Annotated in this window: 24 protein-coding genes; 11 read left to right on the top strand and 13 right to left on the bottom strand. The window is 70.8% G+C overall.

Annotated elements, in window-relative coordinates; all coding sequences use genetic code 11:
* Window positions 1-3: 3 nt before the first annotated feature.
* A complete protein-coding gene (locus tag ACXJ1Y_RS17130; protein WP_463850143.1) occupies window positions 4-1,134 on the bottom strand; it encodes a TRAP transporter substrate-binding protein in 1,131 nt (376 codons plus the stop codon).
* 180 nt (window positions 1,135-1,314) lie between these two features.
* Between ACXJ1Y_RS17130 and ACXJ1Y_RS17125 the strand changes: the two genes are divergently transcribed.
* The 3 genes from ACXJ1Y_RS17125 to ACXJ1Y_RS17115 are packed head-to-tail and all read left to right on the top strand — an operon-like array spanning window position 1,315 to window position 2,469.
* Window positions 1,315-1,593 (top strand): hypothetical protein, encoded by a 279-nt coding sequence (locus tag ACXJ1Y_RS17125; protein ID WP_463847372.1) that lies wholly within the window; start codon window positions 1,315-1,317, stop codon window positions 1,591-1,593.
* Complete coding sequence (locus tag ACXJ1Y_RS17120) at window positions 1,590-1,898, top strand: type II toxin-antitoxin system RelE/ParE family toxin (protein WP_463847371.1); 309 nt, start codon at window positions 1,590-1,592, stop codon at window positions 1,896-1,898. Before ACXJ1Y_RS17125 ends, ACXJ1Y_RS17120 begins: the two co-directional genes overlap by 4 nt.
* On the top strand, window positions 1,882-2,469 hold the full coding sequence (locus ACXJ1Y_RS17115; protein ID WP_463847370.1) for a tyrosine phosphatase family protein: 588 nt from the start codon (window positions 1,882-1,884) through the stop codon (window positions 2,467-2,469). Before ACXJ1Y_RS17120 ends, ACXJ1Y_RS17115 begins: the two co-directional genes overlap by 17 nt.
* Before the next feature lie 49 nt (window positions 2,470-2,518).
* Here ACXJ1Y_RS17115 and ACXJ1Y_RS17110 read toward each other — a convergent pair whose 3' ends face one another.
* The 4 genes from ACXJ1Y_RS17110 to ACXJ1Y_RS17095 all read right to left on the bottom strand — a co-directional run bounded on the left by ACXJ1Y_RS17110 (window position 2,519) and on the right by ACXJ1Y_RS17095 (window position 5,639).
* The gene (locus ACXJ1Y_RS17110) at window positions 2,519-3,643 is read right to left on the bottom strand and encodes a branched-chain amino acid ABC transporter substrate-binding protein (protein WP_463847369.1); all 1,125 of its coding nucleotides are present in this window, start codon (window positions 3,641-3,643) and stop codon (window positions 2,519-2,521) included.
* Between the two features lie 112 nt (window positions 3,644-3,755).
* Complete coding sequence (locus ACXJ1Y_RS17105) at window positions 3,756-4,925, bottom strand: polysaccharide biosynthesis/export family protein (protein ID WP_463847368.1); 1,170 nt, start codon at window positions 4,923-4,925, stop codon at window positions 3,756-3,758.
* Between the two features lie 154 nt (window positions 4,926-5,079).
* The gene (locus tag ACXJ1Y_RS17100; RefSeq protein ID WP_463847367.1) at window positions 5,080-5,280 is read right to left on the bottom strand and encodes a Flp family type IVb pilin; all 201 of its coding nucleotides are present in this window, start codon (window positions 5,278-5,280) and stop codon (window positions 5,080-5,082) included.
* 107 nt (window positions 5,281-5,387) lie between these two features.
* Window positions 5,388-5,639 (bottom strand): DUF3072 domain-containing protein, encoded by a 252-nt coding sequence (locus ACXJ1Y_RS17095; protein ID WP_463847366.1) that lies wholly within the window; start codon window positions 5,637-5,639, stop codon window positions 5,388-5,390.
* 278 nt (window positions 5,640-5,917) lie between these two features.
* Here ACXJ1Y_RS17095 and ACXJ1Y_RS17090 point away from each other — a divergent pair, with 278 nt between their 5' ends.
* From ACXJ1Y_RS17090 to ACXJ1Y_RS17070, 5 genes are all read left to right on the top strand, one after another.
* Complete coding sequence (locus ACXJ1Y_RS17090) at window positions 5,918-6,832, top strand: lytic transglycosylase domain-containing protein (protein WP_463847365.1); 915 nt, start codon at window positions 5,918-5,920, stop codon at window positions 6,830-6,832.
* Window positions 6,833-7,104: 272 nt separating this feature from the next.
* Complete coding sequence (locus ACXJ1Y_RS17085; protein ID WP_243957221.1) at window positions 7,105-7,983, top strand: helix-turn-helix transcriptional regulator; 879 nt, start codon at window positions 7,105-7,107, stop codon at window positions 7,981-7,983.
* Window positions 7,984-8,154: 171 nt separating this feature from the next.
* Entirely contained in the window at window positions 8,155-9,000 is an 846-nt protein-coding gene (gene cysE, locus ACXJ1Y_RS17080; protein ID WP_463847364.1) for a serine O-acetyltransferase, read from the top strand.
* Between the two features lie 89 nt (window positions 9,001-9,089).
* A complete protein-coding gene (locus ACXJ1Y_RS17075) occupies window positions 9,090-9,302 on the top strand; it encodes a DUF3126 family protein (RefSeq protein ID WP_243957216.1) in 213 nt (70 codons plus the stop codon).
* A gap of 95 nt (window positions 9,303-9,397) precedes the next feature.
* Window positions 9,398-9,727 carry a DUF6949 family protein gene (locus ACXJ1Y_RS17070; RefSeq protein WP_463847363.1) on the top strand — a complete coding sequence of 110 codons (330 nt, stop codon included), beginning with the start codon at window positions 9,398-9,400 and terminating at the stop codon, window positions 9,725-9,727.
* A gap of 48 nt (window positions 9,728-9,775) precedes the next feature.
* On the opposite strand, the gene ACXJ1Y_RS17065 is transcribed toward ACXJ1Y_RS17070, so the two are convergent.
* Window positions 9,776-10,495, bottom strand: a complete 720-nt coding sequence (locus ACXJ1Y_RS17065) for a transglutaminase-like cysteine peptidase (RefSeq protein WP_463847362.1) — start codon at window positions 10,493-10,495, stop codon at window positions 9,776-9,778.
* Window positions 10,496-10,823: 328 nt separating this feature from the next.
* On the opposite strand from ACXJ1Y_RS17065, the gene ACXJ1Y_RS17060 reads away from it, so the two are divergent.
* A complete protein-coding gene (locus tag ACXJ1Y_RS17060; protein ID WP_463847361.1) occupies window positions 10,824-11,081 on the top strand; it encodes a hypothetical protein in 258 nt (85 codons plus the stop codon).
* Here the strand turns inward: ACXJ1Y_RS17060 and ACXJ1Y_RS17055 are convergent, their stop codons facing one another.
* The 7 genes from ACXJ1Y_RS17055 to ACXJ1Y_RS17025 all read right to left on the bottom strand — a co-directional run bounded on the left by ACXJ1Y_RS17055 (window position 11,082) and on the right by ACXJ1Y_RS17025 (window position 19,298).
* On the bottom strand, window positions 11,082-11,714 hold the full coding sequence (locus tag ACXJ1Y_RS17055; RefSeq protein WP_463847360.1) for a transglutaminase-like cysteine peptidase: 633 nt from the start codon (window positions 11,712-11,714) through the stop codon (window positions 11,082-11,084).
* Between the two features lie 192 nt (window positions 11,715-11,906).
* Complete coding sequence (locus tag ACXJ1Y_RS17050; protein WP_463847359.1) at window positions 11,907-13,637, bottom strand: AMP-binding protein; 1,731 nt, start codon at window positions 13,635-13,637, stop codon at window positions 11,907-11,909.
* Window positions 13,638-13,687: 50 nt separating this feature from the next.
* Window positions 13,688-14,461: an enoyl-CoA hydratase gene (locus tag ACXJ1Y_RS17045; RefSeq protein ID WP_463847358.1), complete on the bottom strand. Its 774-nt coding sequence runs from the start codon at window positions 14,459-14,461 to the stop codon at window positions 13,688-13,690.
* Window positions 14,461-15,354, bottom strand: coding sequence for a 3-hydroxyisobutyrate dehydrogenase (gene mmsB / locus ACXJ1Y_RS17040; RefSeq protein WP_463847357.1), 894 nt, complete (start codon window positions 15,352-15,354; stop codon window positions 14,461-14,463). The genes ACXJ1Y_RS17045 and mmsB overlap by 1 nt, the downstream gene beginning before the upstream one ends.
* A gap of 204 nt (window positions 15,355-15,558) precedes the next feature.
* The gene (locus ACXJ1Y_RS17035) at window positions 15,559-16,599 is read right to left on the bottom strand and encodes an enoyl-CoA hydratase/isomerase family protein (protein WP_463847356.1); all 1,041 of its coding nucleotides are present in this window, start codon (window positions 16,597-16,599) and stop codon (window positions 15,559-15,561) included.
* A complete protein-coding gene (locus tag ACXJ1Y_RS17030) occupies window positions 16,599-17,741 on the bottom strand; it encodes an acyl-CoA dehydrogenase family protein (RefSeq protein WP_463847355.1) in 1,143 nt (380 codons plus the stop codon). The genes ACXJ1Y_RS17035 and ACXJ1Y_RS17030 overlap by 1 nt, the downstream gene beginning before the upstream one ends.
* A gap of 60 nt (window positions 17,742-17,801) precedes the next feature.
* Window positions 17,802-19,298, bottom strand: a complete 1,497-nt coding sequence (locus tag ACXJ1Y_RS17025; protein ID WP_463847354.1) for a CoA-acylating methylmalonate-semialdehyde dehydrogenase — start codon at window positions 19,296-19,298, stop codon at window positions 17,802-17,804.
* Between the two features lie 135 nt (window positions 19,299-19,433).
* Between ACXJ1Y_RS17025 and ACXJ1Y_RS17020 the strand changes: the two genes are divergently transcribed.
* Window positions 19,434-20,342, top strand: a complete 909-nt coding sequence (locus ACXJ1Y_RS17020) for a LysR family transcriptional regulator (RefSeq protein ID WP_463847353.1) — start codon at window positions 19,434-19,436, stop codon at window positions 20,340-20,342.
* A 258-nt stretch (window positions 20,343-20,600) separates the two neighbouring features.
* Window positions 20,601-21,932: a flavodoxin-dependent (E)-4-hydroxy-3-methylbut-2-enyl-diphosphate synthase gene (gene ispG, locus ACXJ1Y_RS17015; protein WP_463847352.1), complete on the top strand. Its 1,332-nt coding sequence runs from the start codon at window positions 20,601-20,603 to the stop codon at window positions 21,930-21,932.
* Window positions 21,933-22,071: the final 139 nt, after the last annotated feature.

Genomic DNA, 22,071 nt, shown 5'->3' with positions numbered 1-22,071 from the left:
GCCTCAGCCCCGCGCGCGGGCACGGATCATGAAGTTGTCGAAGGTGTACTCCGCCACCTGGAACCACAGGTACTCCTCGTTCCGGAACACCCGCAGGGCTTCGTAGACCCGGCGGAAATCCGGGTTCTTGGCGGCGAGGTCGGCATAGACCTCGTTGGCGTTCTTGAGCGCGGCCTCCATCACCTCCTGCGGGAAGGGGCGGAGCTGGGCGCCGCCCGCCACGAGGCGGCGCAGGGCGCGCGGGTTGCGCGCATCGTACTTCGCCTGAACCTCCCCGCCGACCTGGGCGCAGGCCGCCCGCAGGATCGCCTGATAGGATTTGGGCAGGCTCTTCCACTTCTCGGCGTTGATCCAGACATGGAGCATCGCCCCACCCTCCCAGAAGCCGGGATAGTGATAGACGGGGGCGACCTTCTGCAGGCCGAGGCGCTCGTCGTCGTAGGGGCCGATCCATTCGGCCGCGTCGATCTTCTTCGATTCGAGGGCGGCGTAGAGGTCGGGGCCGGGCACCGCCTGGGGCTGCACGCCGAACTTCGTCAGCACCTGCCCGCCGAGGCCGCCGATGCGCAGCTTCAGGCCCTGAAGGTCGGCGAGGCTCTTGATCTCCTTGCGGAACCAGCCGCCCATCTGCGCGCCGGTATTGCCGGCGGGCAGGCCGACGAGGCCCGCCTTGGCGAAGATCTCGGCGAACAGCTCAGCCGCGCCGCCCGCCTGCCACCACGCCGCCTGACCGCGGGCGTTGAGCCCGAAGGGGATGGCGGTGGCCAGCGCGAAGGTCGGGTCCTTGCCCGCCGCGAGGGAGGCGGGGCCGTGCCCCATCTCCACCGTGCCGGCGGCGACCGCATCGAGCAACCCCTCGGCGGGCACCGGCTCGCCCGGCCCCTGGACCTGGATCTGGAAGCGCCCGTCGCTGGCCTCGGCGACGATCCGGCTCAGGGATTCGGGGGCGCCGAACAGGATGTCGAGGGTCTTCGAATAGGCCGACGACAATCGCCAGCGCAGTTCCGGCGCGGCCTGCGCCAGGGCGGGCGCCGCGAGCGGCGCGGTCAGCGCCGCGCCGAGACCGGCCGAAAGGAGGCCCCGCCGGGCCGGGGAGGCGGGGCGGGTTGGGGCGTGCGTATCGTCCGAAGGCATCTCGTCCGGGGGTTGGTCGTCCGTGCCGCAGGAAAGTGGCCGCAGGGAATGGGCCGGGGTCGGTAGCATGGCCGACACCCGTCCCGAAACGGATCACCGGCCAGGACGGTTCAGCCCCGGCCGGAACTTTGCGCGGTCGCAGGGGGCGTATACACTTCGTCATCACCGCATGAGGGCGCCATGCCGAAAGCCGCCGTCTTCACCATGAAGCTCGAAGCCGAGCTGCGCGACGCCTTCATGGCCGAGGCCGAGGCGAGCCATCGCCCGGCGTCGCAGGTGGTGCGCGAGCTGATGCGCGACTTCGTCCGCCGCCAGCGTGAGGAGCGCGAGCACGCCGCCTTCCTCGAACGCAAGGTCGCGGTGGCCCGCGCCTCGGTGCGGGAGGGTCGGGGGCGCTCCCACGAGGAGGTCGAGGCCGAGTTCGCCGCCCGTCGCGCCCGGATCGCCGACCGCACGTGAGGATCGTCTGGACCCCGGAGGCCGAGCGGGACCGCGCGGCGATCTGGGATTACCTCGCCGCCCGCGATCCGGCCGCCGCCCTGAAGATCGACCGTCTGTTCGGTGAGGCCGTCGCGCGGCTCGCGGAGTTTCCCCTGCTCGGGCACGAGGGGCAGGTCGCGGGGACCCGCGAAGTGAACCCCCATCGCAGCTACCGCATCGTCTACGAGGTCGTGGACGAGACCGTGTGGATCCTGGTTCTGATCCATACGGCTCGCCTATGGCCGCCGCTTCCTGAAGAGAGGGCCCATGGCCACGTCCCCTGATCCCGCCCTCACCCTCCACACCGTCTGCGGCCTGGAGGAATTGTCGGGGCACGGCGAGACCGGGATCAGCCACGTGCTCTCGCTCCTCGATCCCGGCACGCCCGAGCCGGTCGCCTTCGAGGGCTACGGCGTGCATCGGCGCACGACCCTGCGCTTCCACGATTGCCTCGGCCCCGGCACCGACAAGCACGGCACGACCCTCGTGCCCCCGGAGCGGGAGGACGTCGCGGCGATCCTCGCCTTCGGCGGCGACCTCGGGGACGCCTCCCATGTCCTCGTCCATTGCCATTACGGCCTGTCGCGCTCGACGGCGGCCCTGCTGATGCTGTTCGCGCAAGGCGAGCCCGACACGGAGGCCGGGGCGCTGGTCGCGCGCCTGCACGCCCTGCGCGAGCCCGCTTGGCCCAACGCGCGGATGATCGCCTTCGCCGACGCGGCGCTGGGACGGGGAGGGGAACTCAGCGAGGCGGTGCGCCGGCTGCACGCCTTGCAACTGACCGTGCGGCCGCATCTGGCGGACCTGTTGCGCGGGCTCGGGCGGGGGCCGGAGGTCGAGGCGGCGCTTCGCTGACCGCAGGGCTCCGCCCTGCACCCGCCAAAGGGCTTGCCCTTTGGGATCCCTATTTGCCGGCGGGGGTGAAGCTGCCGTCCTTCCAGACGTACAGGACGTAGCCCTGGGCGGTGACGTCGCCCTTGGAATCGAACCCCACCGTGCCGAGCACGAGGTCGAACCGCTCGGTGTGCAGCGCCTGGGTGATCGGGCGCGGCTCCGTCGAATGGGCGAAGTTGCCCGCCGCCACCAGCGCCTGCAGCGCGGCGTAGCCGTAGATCGTGGAGCCCGTGGGGTCGATGCCCTGCGCCTTGAACGCCTTCACCACCCCGGCGGCGGCCGGCTGGCGGCTCGGGTCGAGGTAGAAGGTCATCAGTACGCCGTTGCTCGCCGGCCCCGCCACCTTGGCGAAGTCCGGCGTCGCGATGGCCGAGGTGCCGAACCATTGCGGCCGGTAGCCCCGGTCGGCGGCGATCTTCACGAGCCGGCCCATCTCGGCGGCGTCGCCCCCGTAATAGACCACCTCGATCCCCGCCGCCTTCAGCCGGTCGGCCAGGGCCTCGTCGTCCTTCTCGGAGGGCTGGAAGGACAGGAACAGCGCCTCGTTGACGCCGATCCGGTTCAGGTTGTCCTTCGTCGCGGCGGCCAGCAGCCGCGCGGGGGCGCCCTGGTCCTGCAGCAGCGCGATCTTGCGGTCGCGGAACCGTTCGGCCAGCACCGCCGCCGAGAGCCGGGCCTGGTCGTCGTCGCGCCCGCACACGCGGAAGATCGTCGGCAAGCCCCGGTCCGTCAGCTTGGCCGCCACCGAGGCCGCCGTGATCATCACGATGCCGTTGGCCGCGTAGAGGTCCGAGGCGGCGATGGAGGCGTTCGAGCAGACATGGCCCACCACGAGCCGCACGTTCGAGCGGATGAAGTGGTTGGCCACCGCCGTCGCGGAATTCGAATCGCAGGCGTCGTCCTGCACGTCGAGCACGACCGGCTGCCCGTCGAGCCCGCCCATGGCGTTGGCCTCCCGGGCCGCCGCCTCGACGCCGCGCAACACCTGCTCGCCCACGGCGACGTAGGGGCCCGAGCGCGGCACGGCGACGCCGACGGTCACGTCGGCGCAGGCTGGCCGGGCGAGGCACAGGCTGGAGACGAGCAACGCGGCGGCGAGGAGCCCGCGGGCGGGGACGACACGTCCGGCTTTCATCGGGCTCTGCTCAGCACCCTCTTCGCAGGTTGCGGGCGGGGCCTTCGGCCCACGAGCCGCAGCCCTTACGCGAGGTCTTGCCAGAACGCGATTTCTTTTCCGTATCCCTCGGCTACTTCGCGTAGGTGTACACGGCCGCGGCCGAGGCGACGGGGCCGGTGACGCTGGAGAAGACGCCCAGCACCTTCTGGATCTCGGTGAACGGCGCGTTCGAGACGTAGATCAGGTCGCGGTTGCGCATCCGGAACGCCTGCGCCGTGAACAGGCTGTTGGGGTCGCGCATGTCGATCCGGTACACCACCGGCACCAGCGGCGTGCCCGTCAGCTTCGAGCCCGGCGAAAGACGCCGCACGATCGCCGCCGGCTCGAACCGGAAGATGAACGTGCCGGCCGGGTCGGCCTGGAAGTCCGACAGGCCCCGCGCCTTGGCCAGGGCCTGCGCCAGGGTGATCCCGTCCGCCGAGAACGGCAGTTCCGTGGAGTTGCCCAGCGCCCCCACCGCCAGGAAGGTCTGCGGATCGCGCACCAGCGTCAGCACGTCGTTGGGCCGCAGGTAGATGTTCTCCTTCGGGTTCGACACCACCGTGGTCAGCGGCACCGTCGCCGTGACGGGCCCGCGCGACAGCCGCACGAAGGTCTCGGAGACCGGCGAGCGCACGCCGCCGGCCGTGGCGATGACGTCGAGCAGGCGGTCGCCGTGGCCGGTCAGCGGCAGGCGGGCGCCGGCCACGGCCTCGCCGGTCACGGTGACGGTCTGCGAGATCGGCTTGGTGACGGAGACGAGCACCTGCGGCTGGATGGCCTTGCCGGCGAGTTCGTTCTCGATGAGCGCCTGCACGTCCTGCGGGCGGCGGCCGGCGACGGCGATGCGGCCGGCATAGGGGACGGAGATGGCGCCGTCGCGCCCGACCGGCTGCTCGGGGATGAGGGCGGATTTCGAGCCGGCGGAGAAGCGGTCGGCGACGAGGGGCCCGGAGAACAGGCCGCCGGACCCGGCCTCCCAGACGGAGACGGCGACCATGTCGCCGATGCCGATGAGGGGTTCGGCGGAGGGGCGGTGATCGCCGAAGGAGGCGAGCAGGCTGTCGAGGGGCCGTCCGCGCAGGGCCTCGATGGTGGCGGGGTTGATGTCGATGATTTCGTAGCGGGCGAGCAGGCCGCCCCCGGACTCGGGCACCTCGGCGCCGGCCTGGATCGCCGTGGCCGTCGGCCCCGCCGCGGGCAGCAGCGTGCAGCCCGACATCGCCAGCGTGGCGAGCAGAAGGATCGGGGTTGTACGCATCCGGACGATGTCCATGGGTCTGGCCGGTATCGTGCCTACCCCATGGGCAGCGGCGAGTCCGTAGCGGAGCGGCCACACTGGCGCTCGCACGGGCCGGGCGGCCGTTTCATCCTCGCAACCCCCGGTATCCAGAGGGCCCAGGAGGACGAGACTCTCAGTTCGCCTGCCCGATGGTGGTGCCGATCTGCATGTACACGGTGTCGAGCTTCGCGCCGTACAGCTTCAGGGTCCCGGCGATGACGGCGAAGATCAAGCCGCCGATCATCCCGTACTCGATGGCCGTCGCCCCGCTCGCGTCGCGCAGGAAGCGGCCGTAGAGGGAGGATGGGTTCGCCTGTCCTGTCCGCTCGCTCATCGTTCCGAAACCGTCAGCACCCCCGTCCTCCGGTCGATCGGGGACGGGGGGCGGACCTCAGACATACAGACCGCGACTTGCCGCCGGCTTAACGCGATCGTCCACGCTCAGGCGTGGCCGGCCTTGTGCCGCAGGGAGTCGATGCGCTTCGAGGCCTCGGCCTTGTCGATCGAATCGTCGAAAGCGTCCGGCTCCTTGGCCTCCTCCGAGAGGGTCTTGAGGTAGGAGGCCTGCGCGCCGGTCATCGGCTCGCCGCCGGTGGTCCACTGGTCCGGATCCTTGATCTGGTTCGACACGTCCTTCGGATCGGTCTTCGGGTTCTCCGCCTGGGCGTTGTCCTTGGTGGTCGACTTGGCCATGTCATTTACCCGTTCATGGAATGTTCTGGCCAACGTCCCGGCGGGGCCGCGGTTCCGCGCCGGGGCGGGGTGCGGCCGCGTTGTCCCCACCCGATAAGGGGCGGGCGGGCACAAACCTGTGGCAGGCCGAACACAGGGCCGGGCGGCCGGGCGATAAGGCGGGAGAGCGCCCGGCCCGTCCCCCTTCCGCCGTCACTCCGCCGGCTCCGGGCCGTTTTCCGGCCTCATTTCCCGGTGACCTAGCTTGACCATAGAACAAGCAGCACCCGGGTCTCGGAATGCATCGCCTCTTCCTTGCTGCCGCCATCGCGGTCGCGCCAGCGGCCGCCATCGCACAGACGGCGCGCGACAACATCGACGCGCTGATCGAGCAGCAGGCAAAGGCCAACGGAGTGCCGGCGAGCTTCGTGCATGCCGTCGTCAAGCGCGAGAGCAACTACAATCCCAACGCCAAGGGCGGCAGCGCGCTCGGCCTCATGCAGATCAAGCACGCCACGGCGCGCTCCCTGGGCTACACGGGCGACCCGTCCGGCCTCTACGATCCCGAGACGAACCTCCGCTACGGCGTGGCCTACCTCGCGGGGGCCTATCGCACCGCGCAGGGCAACATCCACCAGGCCTACCAGTATTATAACCGCGGCTATTATTACGCCGCCAAGCGCCAGGGCATCCCCACCGTCGTCGCCTCGACCGTGGCCCCCGTCGCCGCCACCGCCAGCGCCCTGGCGAGCCTCTTCACCGGCCGCCCGCCCGCCGAGATGGCCCCGGCCTCCGTCGCCATGGCCTATGCCGCCGCCGAGCCGGCGCCGGTCCAGGCCGTGGAGGTGCCGCTGCCGCCGCGCCGGCCCGCCGCCCTCGCCGGCGACGCGTCCGTGCAGTACGCCAGCCTGACCACCGAAGCGCCGCAGGCCGTGGTCGCGACGGTGGACGTGCCCCTGCCGCCCCGGCGCCCGGACGCGCTCGCCGGCACGGTGCAGGTCGCCGCCGCGACGCCCGCCGCCCTCACCGAGCTTCGCCTGTCGCCCGCCGCCCCGGCCGAGGCCGCTACCGCGACGATGGCCGCCGTCGCGGAGGCCGTGGCCGTGCCGCTGCCGCCCCGCCGCCCCTCGCCGAAGCTCCTGGCGTTCGCCGCGCCGCGTCCGGCCGCCCCGGCGCCCGTACAGCAGGAAGCGGCGGCCCTGCCATCGCAATAAGGATACGCACCGTTGCCCAGACGGCATCGGTCGCGAGGCTTGACCATCGGGACGTTCCGCAACACATACGCAACACGCTGTGCTCGGCGCCGGACAGGTGCCCTTGCGCCCGTGAGAGGCGTCGGCGTCAATATCAGATTCATCGGGGTAGGGTACGCTGGTCTTCGCACGGATGCGCCGTGGCGGGCCTGCCCACCCCTGTCGGGAGGCTTGGCTGCCGCGGGTGTCCGGGCGGAACGGCGTCCCGAAACGGCAGGAAAGCGAACGGCGCCATGGCCGGCGTGATCGAACAGGAGACACTCTTTCTCGCGGATCTCGGCCGCCGGGTGCGTCATGCGCGCACGGTGCGGGGCCTGTCGCGAAAAGTGCTGTCCCAGCTCTCGGGCCTGTCCGAGCGCTACATCGCCCAGCTCGAGGGCGGGCAGGGCAACGTCTCCATCATCCTGCTGCGGCGGGTCGCCAACGCCATGGGCGTGCGCCTCGACGACCTGATCACCGGGGACGACAGCAGCCCCGACTGGCCCGTCATCCGCGATCTCCTCTCCCACGCGAATCCCAGCCAGATCGCGGCGGCCAAGGACATCCTGTCCGGCGGCAATCGCAACGAGGCCTCCGGCGCGGCGCGGGTGGCGCTGATCGGCCTGCGCGGCGCGGGCAAATCGACCCTCGGCAAGCTCGTCGCCGACCGGCTCGGCTGGACCTTCGTGGAGCTGAACGCCGAGATCGAGCGCGAGAACGCCCTCTCGGTGCGGGAGATCTTCGCGATCTACGGCCAGGAGGGCTATCGCCGCCTGGAACAGGCCGCCCTGCGGCGGCTCACCGAGCATCCCGGCCCGCTCATCCTCGCGACCAGCGGCGGCATCGTCGCCGAGCCACTGACCTACGATCTGCTGCTGCAGGCGTTCTACACGGTCTGGCTGCGCGCCCGGCCGGAGGAGCACATGAACCGCGTGCGCGAGCAGGGGCACCTGCCGACCACCGGGGACCACGCCTCGGCGATGCAGGAATTGCGGGCCGTTCTCGCGAGCCGCGAGCCGCTCTACGCGCGGGCCGCCGCCCAGGTCGACACCTCGGACATCCCCGTGCCGGTGATGCTCGACCGGCTGACGGCGGCCATCGAGACCCGGTTCGGCCTCGTCCGCGCCGGGTGACAGGCGCCCGGCGCGGACCAGACCTGAAGCGGTCCCGGTCTTGATCGGGGCGGGGTGGGGCACCACGCTGTAGGCGGGGGGACAGGGCAGGGCGCTGCCCTGCACCCGCGAAAGGGCTCGCCCTTTCGAAACCCTGATTCACCGAGAGACCATCCAGCACGGGCGCGGAGCATGAGCGCAAGTCCAGCCTTCACCAAGACGGACCTCGCCGTCTGCGATCCCGTCTGGTCGCGGGTGCGGGACGAGGCCGAGGAGGTGCTGCGCACCGAGCCGCAGCTCGCCTCCCTGATGGTGGCGACCATCCTCAACCATCCGACCCTGGAGGGGGCCGTCGCGCATCGCGTCGCCGCCCGCCTCGGGCATCCGTCCCTGCCGGCGGAGTTGATCGCCCATGCCTTCCACGAGGCGATCCAGACCGACCCCTCCATCGGGGCGGCGTTCCGTGCGGATATCGGGGCGGTGATCGACCGCGACCCGGCGACCCTGCGCGCCCTGGAGCCGGTGCTGTACTTCAAGGGCTTCCACGCCCTGCAGGCCCACCGCCTCGCCCACCATGTGTGGACGCGGGGGCGGCGCGACCTCGCCCTGTACCTCCAGAGCCGGGTCTCGGAGGTGTTCCAGTGCGACATCCACCCCGCCGCGCGGATCGGCCGGGGCGTGTTCCTCGACCATGCCACCGGCCTCGTGGTCGGCTCCACGGCGGTGATCGAGGACGACGTGTCGATCCTGCATGCGGTGACGCTGGGCGGCACCGGCAAGCAGCGGGGCGACCGCCATCCGAAGATCCGCCGGGGCGTGATGATCGGGGCCGGCGCCAAGATCCTCGGCAACATCGAGGTCGGCGCCTGCGCCCGCGTGGCCGCCGGCTCCGTGGTGCTGCGGCCCGTGCCCGCGAACACGACCGTGGTGGGCGTGCCCGCCCGCGTCGTCGGCACGGCGGGCTGCGACGACCCGGCCCGGGCGATGGACCAGCTCGTCGCCCTCGACGCCTTCATCCATGTGGGCGAGGGCATCTAGGGCGCGGGGGTCCGGCCACGCTTGCGGTGGGGCATCGGGCGTGGCAATCGCTGCGCCTCGCTCCACGCCGCCAGCGGAGAACAGACAGCGTGACCAAATCCGAGATCGCGAAGCTGCAAGCCTACATGCGCCGCACCTTCGCGAACACCAACATCCGCATCCAGGCCATGAAGACCGGCGACACGGCCGAGGTGTTCATCGGCGAGGAGTCGATCGGCGTGGTCGCGGACGACAAGGAGGACGGCGACGATTCCTTCGTGTTCCGCATGGCGATCCTCGACATCGACCTCGAGGACGTCTGAACCGCCCGTACGTCGGTTAACGCTAAGTAAACTCTCTGCTTAACGTTCGGTAAACGATGGGTCAGATTGCGCGGGCCATTCTGGGACCGCGCTCCATGACCCTCAGCCCCGCCGCCGTCGATTCCCTGCGCACCCTGTGCATCGGCCTCGCTTTGTCGGGGCTGCTCGCCAGCGCCTTCGAACTCTTCGCCGCGAAGCGGGCGAGCTTCAACCTGCTGGAGCGGGGCGGCCTCCCGGCGGTGGCGGCCCTGCCGCTCCTGGCCTTCTCGGCGCCCTTCATCATCCTGCGCAACACCGTGCGCGGACGGCGAATCGAGGGCCGCCCCTTCCCCTTCGTGATGCTGGCGACCATGATCGCCTGCGGCTGGGGCCTCGTCTCCGGCCGGGTCGCCCTCGACCTCGCGGCGATGATCGTCGGGGTCTGATCGCCCCTAGGGCAGTGACGCACTCACGCCTTCGTCTGGATCGATGCCCTACGGCTCGGCGGTCGCGACCCGCGCCTCCGCGCGTCCCCCGCCGGCATCCTCCTCCAGCGACACCCAGGCCGCGCTCTCCTGGCCCGCCCGCTTGATGAAGGCGTAGGGCACGCTCTTCCACGGGCGGATCTCGTCGGTCTTGTTGTCGAGGATGAAGTCGCCCCGGTCGGTGCGGACCGTCAGCACCGCGTGGCCCTCGTTGATGTCGTCGATCACCACCGTCATCAGCAGCGCCCGGCGGGGCAGGCCGCGCTCGGCCAGCATCCGCCGCTTGAGCAGTTGGTAATCCTCGCAATCGCCGAACCCGTCATCCGGGAAGTCCCAGCGGTCGGTGACGCCCCAATGGGCTTGGTCCGTCATCGGCTTGATGCGGGCGTTCACCCGCGCGTTGACGCTGCGCAGGGCCCGCCAGACGGAGAGCGTCAGGGGAATCACCTTCGGCTGGGTCGGGTCGATGTGGCATTCGTCCGGCATCCGGCGGCAGAAATCCGCCCAGCCGGCGATGCTGCGGGTCGGCCCCCCGCCGGTCTCCGTCGCGCTGTCGGGGAGGTCCACGCCGCGATGAGCGTGGGTCGTCGCGCTGCCGAGGGTGAGGATGAGCCCGGTGATGGCGAGGCTCGCACCCTGGCGGACCCGGCGGAGGAGGATGCCGGCGCGCCATCGCCCGGCAGCCCAGTCGCCGAAGGGAAAGCCCGGAACTGACGCTCCTTCGCCCATGCTCATCCCGCGTCGCGTGATGAGGGGAGGCTGGCACGCTGCGGTTGCACACACAACCGAAAAATGAAGGTGGATTAACCCGCAACGTCCGAATGAGGTTCCGCGCGGAATCACGTTTTTGCGCGCAGGGCTGCGGCTCAGCGCATGCGCTCAGAGCATACCGGTTCTGCGAACGACCCGGTAACCCTCTCGGACCCTTGCTTTTCCCGCCCTTTGCCGGCTTGAAAGGCGTCTTCCGCAACGGCCGGTTGCGGTGATCCATCGACCATCGTCGCAAGAATGCGGCCACGGAACGGCACCGTGACCCTTGGGATTCGAGGACAACTCCATGCAGCCCGCCATCCAGCAGGTCATCCGCGCCCTCGCCGAGGATGGACGGGCCGGGGCCCTCGGCATCGCGGAGCACGCGGTGAACGCCTATCTCGAAGGCTCCCCCACCGCCGGCGACCGCGCCCTGTCGCTCGACATCCTCTCCCGCGATCTCGCCTCGCTGCGGGGAATCGCGCCCCATCTCGCCGCCTTCATCGGCCGGGTCGAGACCTACGTCGCCGGGCTCGCCCGCACGGACCTGCCGCGCGCGGCCTGATCAGCGGTTGGCGGTGGTCGCCGGAGAGGTGGCGCCCCCCAGCGACACCCACGCCACGGCGTCCTGGCTCTCGCGCTTGATGAACACGTAGCCGGTGCGGTGCCACGGCAGGACCGTGTCGGTCTTGTTGTCGAGCACCAGATCGCCCCGGTCGGTCAGCAGGGTCAGCACGGCGTGGCCCTCGCCCTTCTCGTCGATCACCACCGTCATCCGCATGGCCCGGCGGGGCAGCCCGGCCAGGGCGAGCAGGTGGCGCTTGAGCAATTGGTAATCCTCGCAATCGCCGTACCCGTCCTCCGCGAGGTCCCAGTGGTCGGCGACGTGCAGGTGCTCCATGTCGGTCATCGGCTCGACCGCCTTGTTGATGCGGCGGTTGATGGTGACGATGCTGGTCCAGATGGACGGGGTCAGGGCGATCCGCGCCGGCTCGTTGCGGTCCACGGCGCATTCGTCCGCATAGGCCTCGCAGAACGTCACCCAGGCCGCGATCGGCCGCGCCTCGGCCTTGGGGACGAGGCCGGGCTCGGTCGGCAGGTTCGCCAGCACCTGCGCCTCGGCCGCCGTGGCCACCCCCGCGAGCGCCAGGGCGGCGACCGCCGCCCCCCGCACCGCCTTGAGCAATCCCGCGCGCATCGCGTGCAATCCCGTGTCTCTATAGACCTAGGATTGCAGCGACCGGCCTCCTTCGCGCTGAAGCGAATGCCGACAATTTTACGCATCGGCCCCCCGGCCCCGGCCGGCGTGGGGCAAGGTCGATGCGACCCTCGCCGGATCCGCTAAATGCTTCGGATCGCGGCAGGGGCCGGTTAACCGTGAGGGCGTCCCTCACCCGGCCGTCTGGTCGGGCTTCTTCTCGGCCTCGCCCTTCAGCTCGGGGAAGTCCGCTTGCGTGAAGGCGGTGCCCCGGTACGGGTCGTCGGTGACGCCGTCGTGTTCGAGCCGGCGCAACTGCACCCGGCGGATCTTGCCGGAGATGGTCTTCGGCAACTCGTCCACGAATTCCAGGGCGCGCAGGCGCTTGAAGCTCGCGAGCTTGGCGTTCGTGAAGCGGAAGATGTCGAGCGCCGCCTCCGGCCCGGCCTTGGCCGAGGCGGTGAGCAGCACATAGGCCTTGGGGATCGTGTAGCGGAGCGGGTCGGGCACCGGCACCACCGCCGCCTCGGCGACGAGGGGGTGCTCGATCAGCACGCTCTCCAGTTCGAACGGGCTGATCCGGTAGCCGGAGGATTTGAACACGTCGTCCGCCCGGCCGACGAAGGTGTAGCAGCCCTGCCCATCGACGAAGGCCACGTCGCCCGTGCGGTAGACCTCGCCCTCGGCCCCGGTCAGGCGCCCGCGCCCGTCGTCGTAGCCCTGCATCAGCCCGGCGGGGCGGTGGGCGCCGAGTTCCAGGCAGACCTCCCCCTCGCTCGCCGGCTCGTCGTCGGCATCGAGCACCCGCACCCGGTAGCCGGGGAGCGGCCGCCCGAGGGCGCCGGGCACCACCGGCTGGCCGGGGGTGTTGGCCATCAGCGCCGTGGTCTCGGTCTGGCCGTAGCCGTCGCGGATGGTGAGGCCCCAGGCCTCCTTCACCCGCTCGATCACCTCCGGGTTCAGGGGCTCGCCCGCCGCGCAGACCTCGCGCAGGCGGAGGTCGCGGCCGTCGAGCGTCTCCTGGATCACCATGCGCCAGACGGTCGGCGGCGCGCAGAGGGTGGTGGCCCCGGTCTTCTCCAACTGGTCCAGCAGGATGCGCGCGTTGAACGGCGCCTGGTTGATCACGAGGATCGTCGCCCCCGCGTTCCAGGGGGCGAAGAACGACGACCACGCGTGCTTGGCCCAGCCGGGGGAGGAGACGTTGCAATGCTGGTCGCCGGGCTGGAGCCCGAGCCAGTACATGGTCGAGAGGGCGCCCACGGGATACGAGCGGTGGCTGTGGCGCACCAGCTTCGGCTTCGCCGTGGTGCCGGAGGTGAAATAGAGGATCAGCGGGTCGTCCGCCCCGGTCGGCCGGTCGGGCGAGAAGCGTTCGGATTCCGCGAACGCCTCGTCATAGGCGCGCCAGCCCTCCGTCGCCGGCCCGGTGACGATGCGGGTGACGTTCGCCGTGTCGAGCGTGGCGAAGCGGGGCAATTGCTCCGGCCCGGCGACGATGGCCTTGGCCCGGCCGCGCTCCAGCCGGTCGGCCAGTTCCTCGGCGGTGAGCAGGGTGGTGGCGGGGATCACCACCACGCCGAGCTTCATCGCGGCGAGGAACGTCTCCCACAGGGCCGGCACGTTGCCGAGCAGCAGGAGCAGGTGGTCGCCCCGCGTCAGGCCGAGGCGGGCGAGGTGGTTCGCCACCTGATTCGAGCGGCGGCTCAATTCAGCGAAGGTGAGCGACTGCTCGGCCCCCGTCGCGGCCTCCACGATGCGCAAGCCCGGCCGGTCGGGATACTCGGCGGCGAGCCCGGCATCGAACCAGTCGAGCGCCCAGTTGAACGGCACCGCCTCCGGCCACCTGAACTGCGCGACGGCGGCGGCGTAATCCGTGCGATGGGCCAGCAGCAGGTCGCGGGCCTCCCGGAAGCTCGGCATGATGTCCTCCCCTTGGGACGTCGTCTCCCCCTTGGCGGGGTAGCGTGTTCTTAGCGGTGCGAAAACGTCGCCGGACGCTTCTCCACGAAGGCGGCCATGCCCTCCTTCTGGTCGTCCGTGGCGAACATGGCGTGGAACACCCGGCGCTCGAACCGCAAACCCTCGGTGAGGGTGGTCTCGTAGGCGCGGTTCACCGCCTCCTTGGTCATCATCGCACCGGGCTTCGACATGCCGGCGATGGTCTGCCCGGTCTTCACCGCCTCCTCCACGAGGTCGGCGGCGGGCACGATCCGCGAGACGAGGCCGCAGCGCTCGGCCTCGGCGGCGTCCATCATCCGGCCGGTGAGGCACATCTCCATCGCCTTGGCCTTGCCGACGTAGCGGGCGAGGCGCTGGCTGCCGCCCATGCCCGGCATCACGCCGAGCTTGATCTCCGGCTGGCCGAACTGGGCGGTGTCGGCGGCGAGGATGAAGTCGCACATCATCGCCAACTCGCAGCCGCCGCCGAGCGCGTAGCCCGCCACCGCCGCGATGATCGGCGTGCGCACGGCGTTGAAGCGGTCCCAGTCGGAGAAGCGGTCCTTCCCGTAGACCTCGGCGTAGGAGAGGTGCTGCATCTCCTTGATGTCGGCGCCGGCCGCGAAGGCCCGCTCCGAGCCGGTGAGGACGATGCAGCCGATCTCCGGATCGGCATCGGCGGCGGAGGCGGCAGCGATCACCTCGGCGGTGAGCTGCGCGTTGATCGCGTTCAGCGCCTTCGGCCGGTTGAGGGTGATGAGGAGCACCCGCCCCCGGGTCTCGGTGAGAATCGTCTCGTGGTCCATCACGCCTCTCCTGCGTCCCCACGGAGCATACGGATGATGGCGGAAAAGTCCTCACCCCCGTGGCCGAGGCCGTCGAACAACCCGTAGATCTGTGCAGCCTCGGCGCCCAGCGGCGTCGCGGCGCCGGCCGCCAGGGCGGCGGCCTGGGCCAGCCGTAGATCCTTCAGCATCAGCGCGGCGGCGAAGCCCGGCTTGTAGCCGTTGTTGGCGGGGGAGGCCGGCACGGGGCCCGGCACCGGGCAGTAGCTCGTCAGCGACCAGCACTGGCCGGAGGAGACCGAGGCGACGTCGTAGAGCGCCTCGTGCGACAGGCCGAGCTTCTCGCCGAGCGCGAAGGCCTCGCAGACGCCGATCATCGAGATGCCGAGGATCATGTTGTTGCAGATCTTGGCCGCCTGCCCGGCGCCGGCCTGCCCGCAATGGAACACGTTCTTGCCCATGGCCTTCAGCAGGGGCTCGGCCCCGGCGAAGGCGGCTTCCTCGCCGCCAGCCATGAAGGTGAGCGTGCCGGCCTTGGCCCCGCCCGTCCCGCCGGAGACCGGCGCATCGACGGAGAGGCAGTCCCGCGCCTGCGCCAGGGCGTGCGCCTTGCGGGCGCTCTCGACGTCGACGGTGGAGGAATCGATGAGCAGCGTGCCGGCGGGGACGGCGTCCGCGAGTTGCGTCCAGACCTCGACGACGTGACGGCCGGCGGGGAGCATGGTGATCACCACCTCGGCCCCCTCGGCGGCCTCCAGCACCGACCCGGCCACCGCGACGCCCGCCTCGCGGGCGAGGTCGAGGGAGGCGGGCACGAGGTCGAAGCCGCGCACGGTATGCCCCGCCTTCACGAGGTTGGCCGCCATCGGCCCGCCCATGTTGCCGAGCCCGATGAAGCCGATCGTGCGTGCCATGCTGGTGTCCTCCCGTTCTTCTTTCGGTTCTTTCCCTCTCCCCGCCTACGGGGAGAGGCCCGCTGACACCGCGTCGTGTCAGCGGGAAGCGAAGGCGAAGCCGAAGCGGCGGTGAGGGGGCTCACCCCCGGCTGCCGCCTCGCTTCGCCCCCGGCGAGGGGGGCTCAGCCCTCTCCCCGCAAGCAGGGAGAGGGGATGCTGACCTCACACCGGCCCAGTCCGGTCCTTCGCGAAGACCGGCGCGGCCCGCGTCTCCAGCCATCGGGCGATCCGGGCGGGATCGACCTCATCGAGGCGCGGCGGGTTCCAGCGGGGCGACTTGTCCTTGTCGATCACCGCCGCGCGGATGCCCTCGCGGAAATCGCCCTCGTCCAGAAGCGCCAGGGAGGCGTGGAACTCCCGCTCCAGGCAAGCTTCGAGGTTGGGCGCCGCCCGGCCCAGCCGCAGCAGGCACAGCGTCAGCACGAGGCTCGACGGGGCCTTGGTGAGGAGCACCGCCTTCGTCTCGGCCGCGAAATCCGATCCGTCCGCGTCGAGGGCGGCGAGGATCTCGTCCACCATGTCGAAGGCGAAGCAGCGGTCGATCACCGCCCGGTGGGCGGCGAGCGGCGCCGGGCCGGGGTCCTTCGCATGTCGGGCGAGGACCGCATCGACCGCCTCGCCGGAGGCCAGCGCCGCGATCAGGTCCGGCAGCGCGGCGGAGGGGACGAACGCATCGGCCATGCCGCAGAGGATGGCATCCGGGGCGCCGATCTGCGCGCCGGTCAGGCCGAGATAGGTGCCGAGTTCGCCCGGCGCGCGCGGCAGGAGCCATGTCCCGCCGACATCGGGCAGGTAGCCGATGCCCGTCTCCGGCATGGCGACGCGGGAGCGCTCGGTGACGATCCGGTGCGCGGCATGGCCCGAGAGCCCGACGCCGCCGCCCATGGTGACGCCGTCCATCACCGCCACGAACGGCTTCTCGTAGCGGCTGATCCGCGAATCGAGGCGGTACTCGTCCCGCCAGAAATCCTCGGCGACGGCCGTCTCGTTCTCGTAGAGGGAGCGCAGGTCGCCCCCCGCGCAGAGGGCGCGCTCGCCCTCGCCGGTCAGCAGCACCGCCGTCACGGCCCCGTCGGCACCGAACCGGTCCAGCGCCCGGTCGATCAGCCCGACCATCTCATGGTTCAGGGCGTTCAGGGCCTTCGGCCGGTTGAGGCGGATGCGCCCCAGGCTGCCCTCGGTCTCGACGATCACCTCGTCCATCAGCGGCCCCCGATCAGGGCGCGGGCGACGATCACCCGCATGATCTCGTTCGTGCCTTCCAGGATCTGGTGCACCCGCAGGTCGCGGACGATCTTCTCGATCCCGTACTCGGCGAGATAGCCGTAGCCGCCATGCAGCTGCAGGGCTTGGTTGGCGACCTCGAAGGCGGCGTCGGTGACGTGGCGCTTGGCCATGGCGCAGAGCTGCGTCGCCTCGGGGGATTTCGCGTCGAGGGCCCGTGCGGCGTGGTGCAGGAAGGTCCGCGAGACGGTCAGGGCCGTCTGCATGTCGGCGAGCCGGAATTGCAGCGCCTGGAAATCGGTGAGCTTCGCGCCGAAGGCTCGGCGGTCGCCCATATAGGCGAGCGCCTTGTCCAGCGCCGATTGCGCCCCGCCGAGCGAGCAGGCGGCGATGTTGATCCGGCCCCCGTCGAGCCCGCTCATGGCGATGCGAAAACCCTCGCCCTCGGCGCCGAGTCGGTTGGCGACGGGCACGCGGCAGCCGTCGAAGCGTACGGCGCGGGTGGGCTGCGCGTTCCAGCCCATCTTGCGCTCGTTGGCGCCGAAGGAGAGGCCCGGCGTGTCGCCCTCGACCAGCACGGTGGAGACGCCCTTCGGCCCCGCCTCGCCGGTGCGGACCATGCAGACGTAGAGGTCGGCGGCGCCGGCACCCGAGATGAACTGCTTCTCGCCGTGGAGCACGTAATGGTCGCCGTCCCGCTCGGCGCGGGTGCGCAGCGCCGCCGCGTCGGAGCCGGAGCCCGGCTCGGTGAGGCAGTAGCTCGCGATGGTGTCCATCGTGGTGAGGCCGGGGAGGAAGCGCGCCCGCTGCGCGTCCGAGCCGTAGGCGTCCACCATCCAGGCGCACATGTTGTGGATCGACAGGAAGGCCGCGACCGTCGGGCAGCCTATCGCCAGCGCCTCGAAGATCAGCGCCGCCTCGATCCGCCCCATCCCGGTGCCGCCGGATTCCTCGCGGACATAGATGCCCGCCATGCCGAGCCCGGCCGCCTCGCGCAGGGTCGCGACGGGGAACGTCTTGGTCTCGTCCCATTCCAGGGCGTGGGGGGCGATGTGGTCGGCCGCGAAGGCGGCGGCCATGTCGCGGATCGCGGTCTGGTCCTCGTCGAGGCCGAATTGCATGGGTGATCCTCCCCGGTCTCGATACCCCTCCCCCGCGTGGCGGGGGAGGGCCATGCGATCTTACCGCATGGTCGGGATCGAGAATTCCGCGCCGCTCTTGATGCCGGAGGGCCAGCGCTGCGTCACGGTCTTGGTCTTGGTGTAGAAGCGGATCGAGTCCGGCCCGTGCTGGTTCAGGTCGCCGAAGCCGGAGCGCTTCCAGCCGCCGAAGGTGTGGTAGGCGATCGGAACCGGGATCGGCACGTTCACGCCGACCATGCCGGTGTTCACGCGGGTGGTGAAGTCGCGGGCGGCATCGCCGTCCTGGGTGAAGATCGCGACGCCGTTGCCGTACTGGTGCGTCGAGGGGAGCGCCAGCGCCTCCTCGTAATCCTTGGCCCGCACCACCGAGAGCACCGGCCCGAAGATCTCTTCCTTGTAGATCGTCATGTCCGGGGTCACGCGGTCGAACAGCGAGCCGCCGAGGTAGAAGCCGTTCTCGTAGCCCTGGAGCTTGAAGCCGCGCCCGTCGACGGCGAGCTGCGCGCCCTCGCGCACGCCCGTCTCGATGTAGCCGCGCACCTTCTCCACCGCGTCGCGGGTGACGAGGGGGCCGTAATCCGCCGCCTCGTCGTGGGACGGGCCGATCTTCAGCGCCTCGACGCGGGGGATCAGCCGCTCCATCAGGCGGTCGGCGGTCTTCTCGCCCACCGGCACGGCCACCGAGATCGCCATGCAGCGCTCGCCCGCCGAGCCGTAGCCTGCCCCGATCAGGGCATCGACCGCTTGGTCCATGTTGGCGTCGGGCATGACGATCATGTGGTTCTTGGCGCCGCCGAAGCACTGGGCGCGCTTCCCCGTCTGCGCGGCGCGGACGTAGATGTATTCCGCGATGGAGGAGGAGCCGACGAAGCCCACCGCCGCGATGTCCTCGTCATCGAGGATGGCGTCCACGGCTTCCTTGTCGCCGTTCACGACGTTCAGGATGCCCGGCGGCAGGCCGGCCTCCAGGAAGATCTCGGCGATGCGGAGCGGCACGCCGGGGTCGCGCTCGGAGGGCTTCAGGATGAAGGCGTTGCCGCAGGCGATGGCCGGGGCGCACTTCCACAGGGGGATCATCGCCGGGAAGTTGAACGGCGTGATGCCGGCGACCACGCCGAGCGGCTGGCGCAGGGAATAGACGTCGATGCCGGTGCCGGCCGATTCGGTGAACTCGCCCTTCAGCAGGTGCGGGATGCCGCAGGCGAACTCCACCACCTCGACGCCGCGCTGGATGTCGCCCTTGGCGTCGGGCACCGTCTTGCCGTGCTCGGAGGCCAGCAGCTCGGCCAGTTCCTGGTTGTAGCCGCGCATCAGTTCGAGGAAGCGCATCATCACGCGGGCGCGCTTCTGCGGGTTGGTCGCCGCCCAGGCCGGCTGGGCCGCCTTGGCGTTCTCCACCGCCGCACGCATCTCCGCCTTGCTGGCGAGGGCGACCTTGCCCTGGACCTCGCCGGTCGAGGGGTGGAACACGTCCGCCGTGCGGCCGCTTTCGCCGTTCACGATCCGGCCGCCGATGAAATGTCCGACGTTGCGCATGACGCACCTCCCTCTGATTTCAGCCGAATCCGGCTTTTGCCGGGACTGTAGCAGCCTCGACTGAACGATAAAGCTGGACCGGCTCGCAGCCGTCGTGCATCGATGCACGGCGTTTGTCATGCGGCGGGTCGGGTCATGGTCGCGCGGAAGATCGCGGGAAGCTGGGACGACCTGCGCTTCTTCCTCGCCGTCGCGCGGACGGGCACGCTCAGCGCCGCCGCGCTGCAGACCGGCACGGAGCACACCACGGTCGGCCGGCGCATCCGCGCCCTCGAAGGCGTGCTCGACGCGCGCCTGTTCCACCGCAGCAACCTCGGCTACGCGCTGACCGAGGCCGGCGAGAACCTGCTCGCCGCCGCCGAGGGGATGGAGAGTGCCTTCCTCTCCGCGAGTGCGGCGGCCGAGGCCGCGCACACCGTCTCCGGCACGGTGCGGATCGGCGCGCCGGACGGATTCGGCAGCGTCTTCCTGGCGCCGCGGATGCACCGGCTCACGGGCCGGCATCCGGGGCTGGAGGTGGAGATCATGGCCACCGCCCGGATCTTCAGCCTGTCGAAGCGCGAGGCCGACATCGTGGTGAGCCTGTCGCCGCCGCAGCAGGCGCGGCTGGTGGCGCGCCGCCTCACCGATTACCGGCTCTTCGTCTACGGCGCCGAGACCTATCTGGCTCAGGCCCCGCCGATCCGCGCGACCGCCGACCTCGAAGCCCATCCCTTCGTCGGCTACATCGAAGACATGCTGTTCACCCGCGAGCTGAACTATCTCGGCGTCCTCGGGCCTTCGGTCTCGGCGCGGCTGCGCTCCACGAACCTCCTCGCCCAGGTCCACGCGACGCTCGCCGGGGCGGGCCTGTGCATCCTGCCGGCCTTCATCGCCGCCGCCCATCCGGGGCTGAGGGCGGTGCTGCCGGGGGCGGTCTCGCTGACCCGCGCCTTCCACATGCACATCCACGAGGACCACCGGCAGGCGGCGCCGATCCGGGCGGTGGCGGCCTTCATCGCCAGCGAGGTCGAGGCGGCGCGGGACCTGTTCGCGGGCGCGTGAGTCCGTCGCGCGCAAGTCACAGGCCGGTCAAATCGCCCCGCCAAGCTCGACATCGCCGCAGGGATGGGACATGAGGCAGGCTGAACGGGCTCGCGCCGGGTTGACTTGATTCCGCGCCGCGCCGTTCGCAGCTAAGACGCTGGATAGATCAGTCTTCGCGCCATGCGGCCCCGGATCGTCCGAATCGATCCCCTCGGCCGCCCTCCTGCCCCCGTGGCGGGCCCGGGGCGCAGGTGGAAGTCTAAGGAAGCGAACATCATGGAAGCCGGCAGCGACAGCGAGAACCTCTTCACCGGTGGCTCCCTCGCCGGTCTCGGCCCGGAGATCGCCGGCCCCGCCCCGCGCCACCGCACGGTCGGCGTCACGGTCGGCGAGGGCGAGGGCGCCGTCACGGTGGGCGGCGGCGCGCCGATCGTCGTGCAGTCCATGACCAACACCGACACGGCCGACATCGACGGCACCGTGGCGCAGGTCTCGCAGCTCGCCCGCGCGGGCTCGGAGCTGGTGCGCATCACCGTCGACCGCGACGAGGCCGCCGCCGCCGTGCCGAAGATCCGCGAGCGCCTGGACCGGATCGGCGTCCACGTCCCGCTCGTCGGCGACTTCCACTACATCGGCCACAAGCTCCTGTCCGACCATCCGGCCTGCGCCGAGGCGCTGGCCAAGTACCGGATCAACCCCGGCAACGTCGGCTTCAAGGAGAAGAAGGACACCCAGTTCTCGACCATCATCGAGCAGGCGATCCGGTACGGGAAGACCGTGCGCATCGGCGCCAACTGGGGCTCGCTCGACGGCGAACTCCTTACCCACCTGATGGACGAGAACGCGAAGGCCGCCCGCCCGATCGACGCCCGCGCCGTCATGCGCGAGGCGATGGTCCGCTCCGCGCTGGGCTCGGCCAAGCGCGCCGAGGAACTCGGGCTGGCTAAAGACAAAATAATTCTGTCGGCCAAGGTCTCGGCGGTGCAGGACCTGATCGCGGTCTACCGCGAGGTCGCCCGCCGCTCGGATTACGCCATCCATCTCGGCCTCACCGAGGCGGGCATGGGCTCGAAGGGCATCGTCGCGGCCTCCGCCGCCATCGGCGTCCTGCTGCAGGAGGGCATCGGCGACACGATCCGCTACTCGCTGACCCCCGAGCCCGGCGGCGACCGCACGGTGGAGGTGAAGGTCGCGCAGGAACTGCTGCAGACCATGGGCTTCCGCACCTTCGTGCCCCTGGTCGCGGCCTGCCCCGGCTGCGGGCGCACCACCTCGACCACGTTCCAGGAACTGGCGCGCGACATCCAGAACTGGATCACCACCTCCATGCCGGAGTGGAAGAAGACCTATCCGGGCGTCGAGGGGCTGAACGTGGCCGTGATGGGCTGCATCGTGAACGGGCCGGGCGAATCGAAGCACGCCGACATCGGCATCTCGCTGCCGGGCACGGGCGAGACCCCGACCGCCCCGGTCTTCATCGACGGCAAGAAGGCGATGACGCTGCGCGGCGCGACGCTCGCCAAGGATTTCGAGACCATCGTCATCGACTACATCGAGCGCCGCTTCGGCCAGGGCGCGCAGGGCGGCACCCGCAGCGCCGCCGAGTGAGCCGGCCTCCCCCTCCTCCTCGCGCGGGGGGAGGGGATATCGTCGCGAGTCTGCGTCGCCATCGCAACCGCACATGGTTCCCGCCCGCCCGAGGGCGTGATAGTCAGGCGCCACGAACCCGAATGCCGGCCAGCCCGGC

This window comes from Methylobacterium sp. TK26, assembly GCF_055361565.1.
Note: the sequence above shows the minus strand (reverse complement) of the source record. Positions and strands in the feature narration are given on the sequence as shown.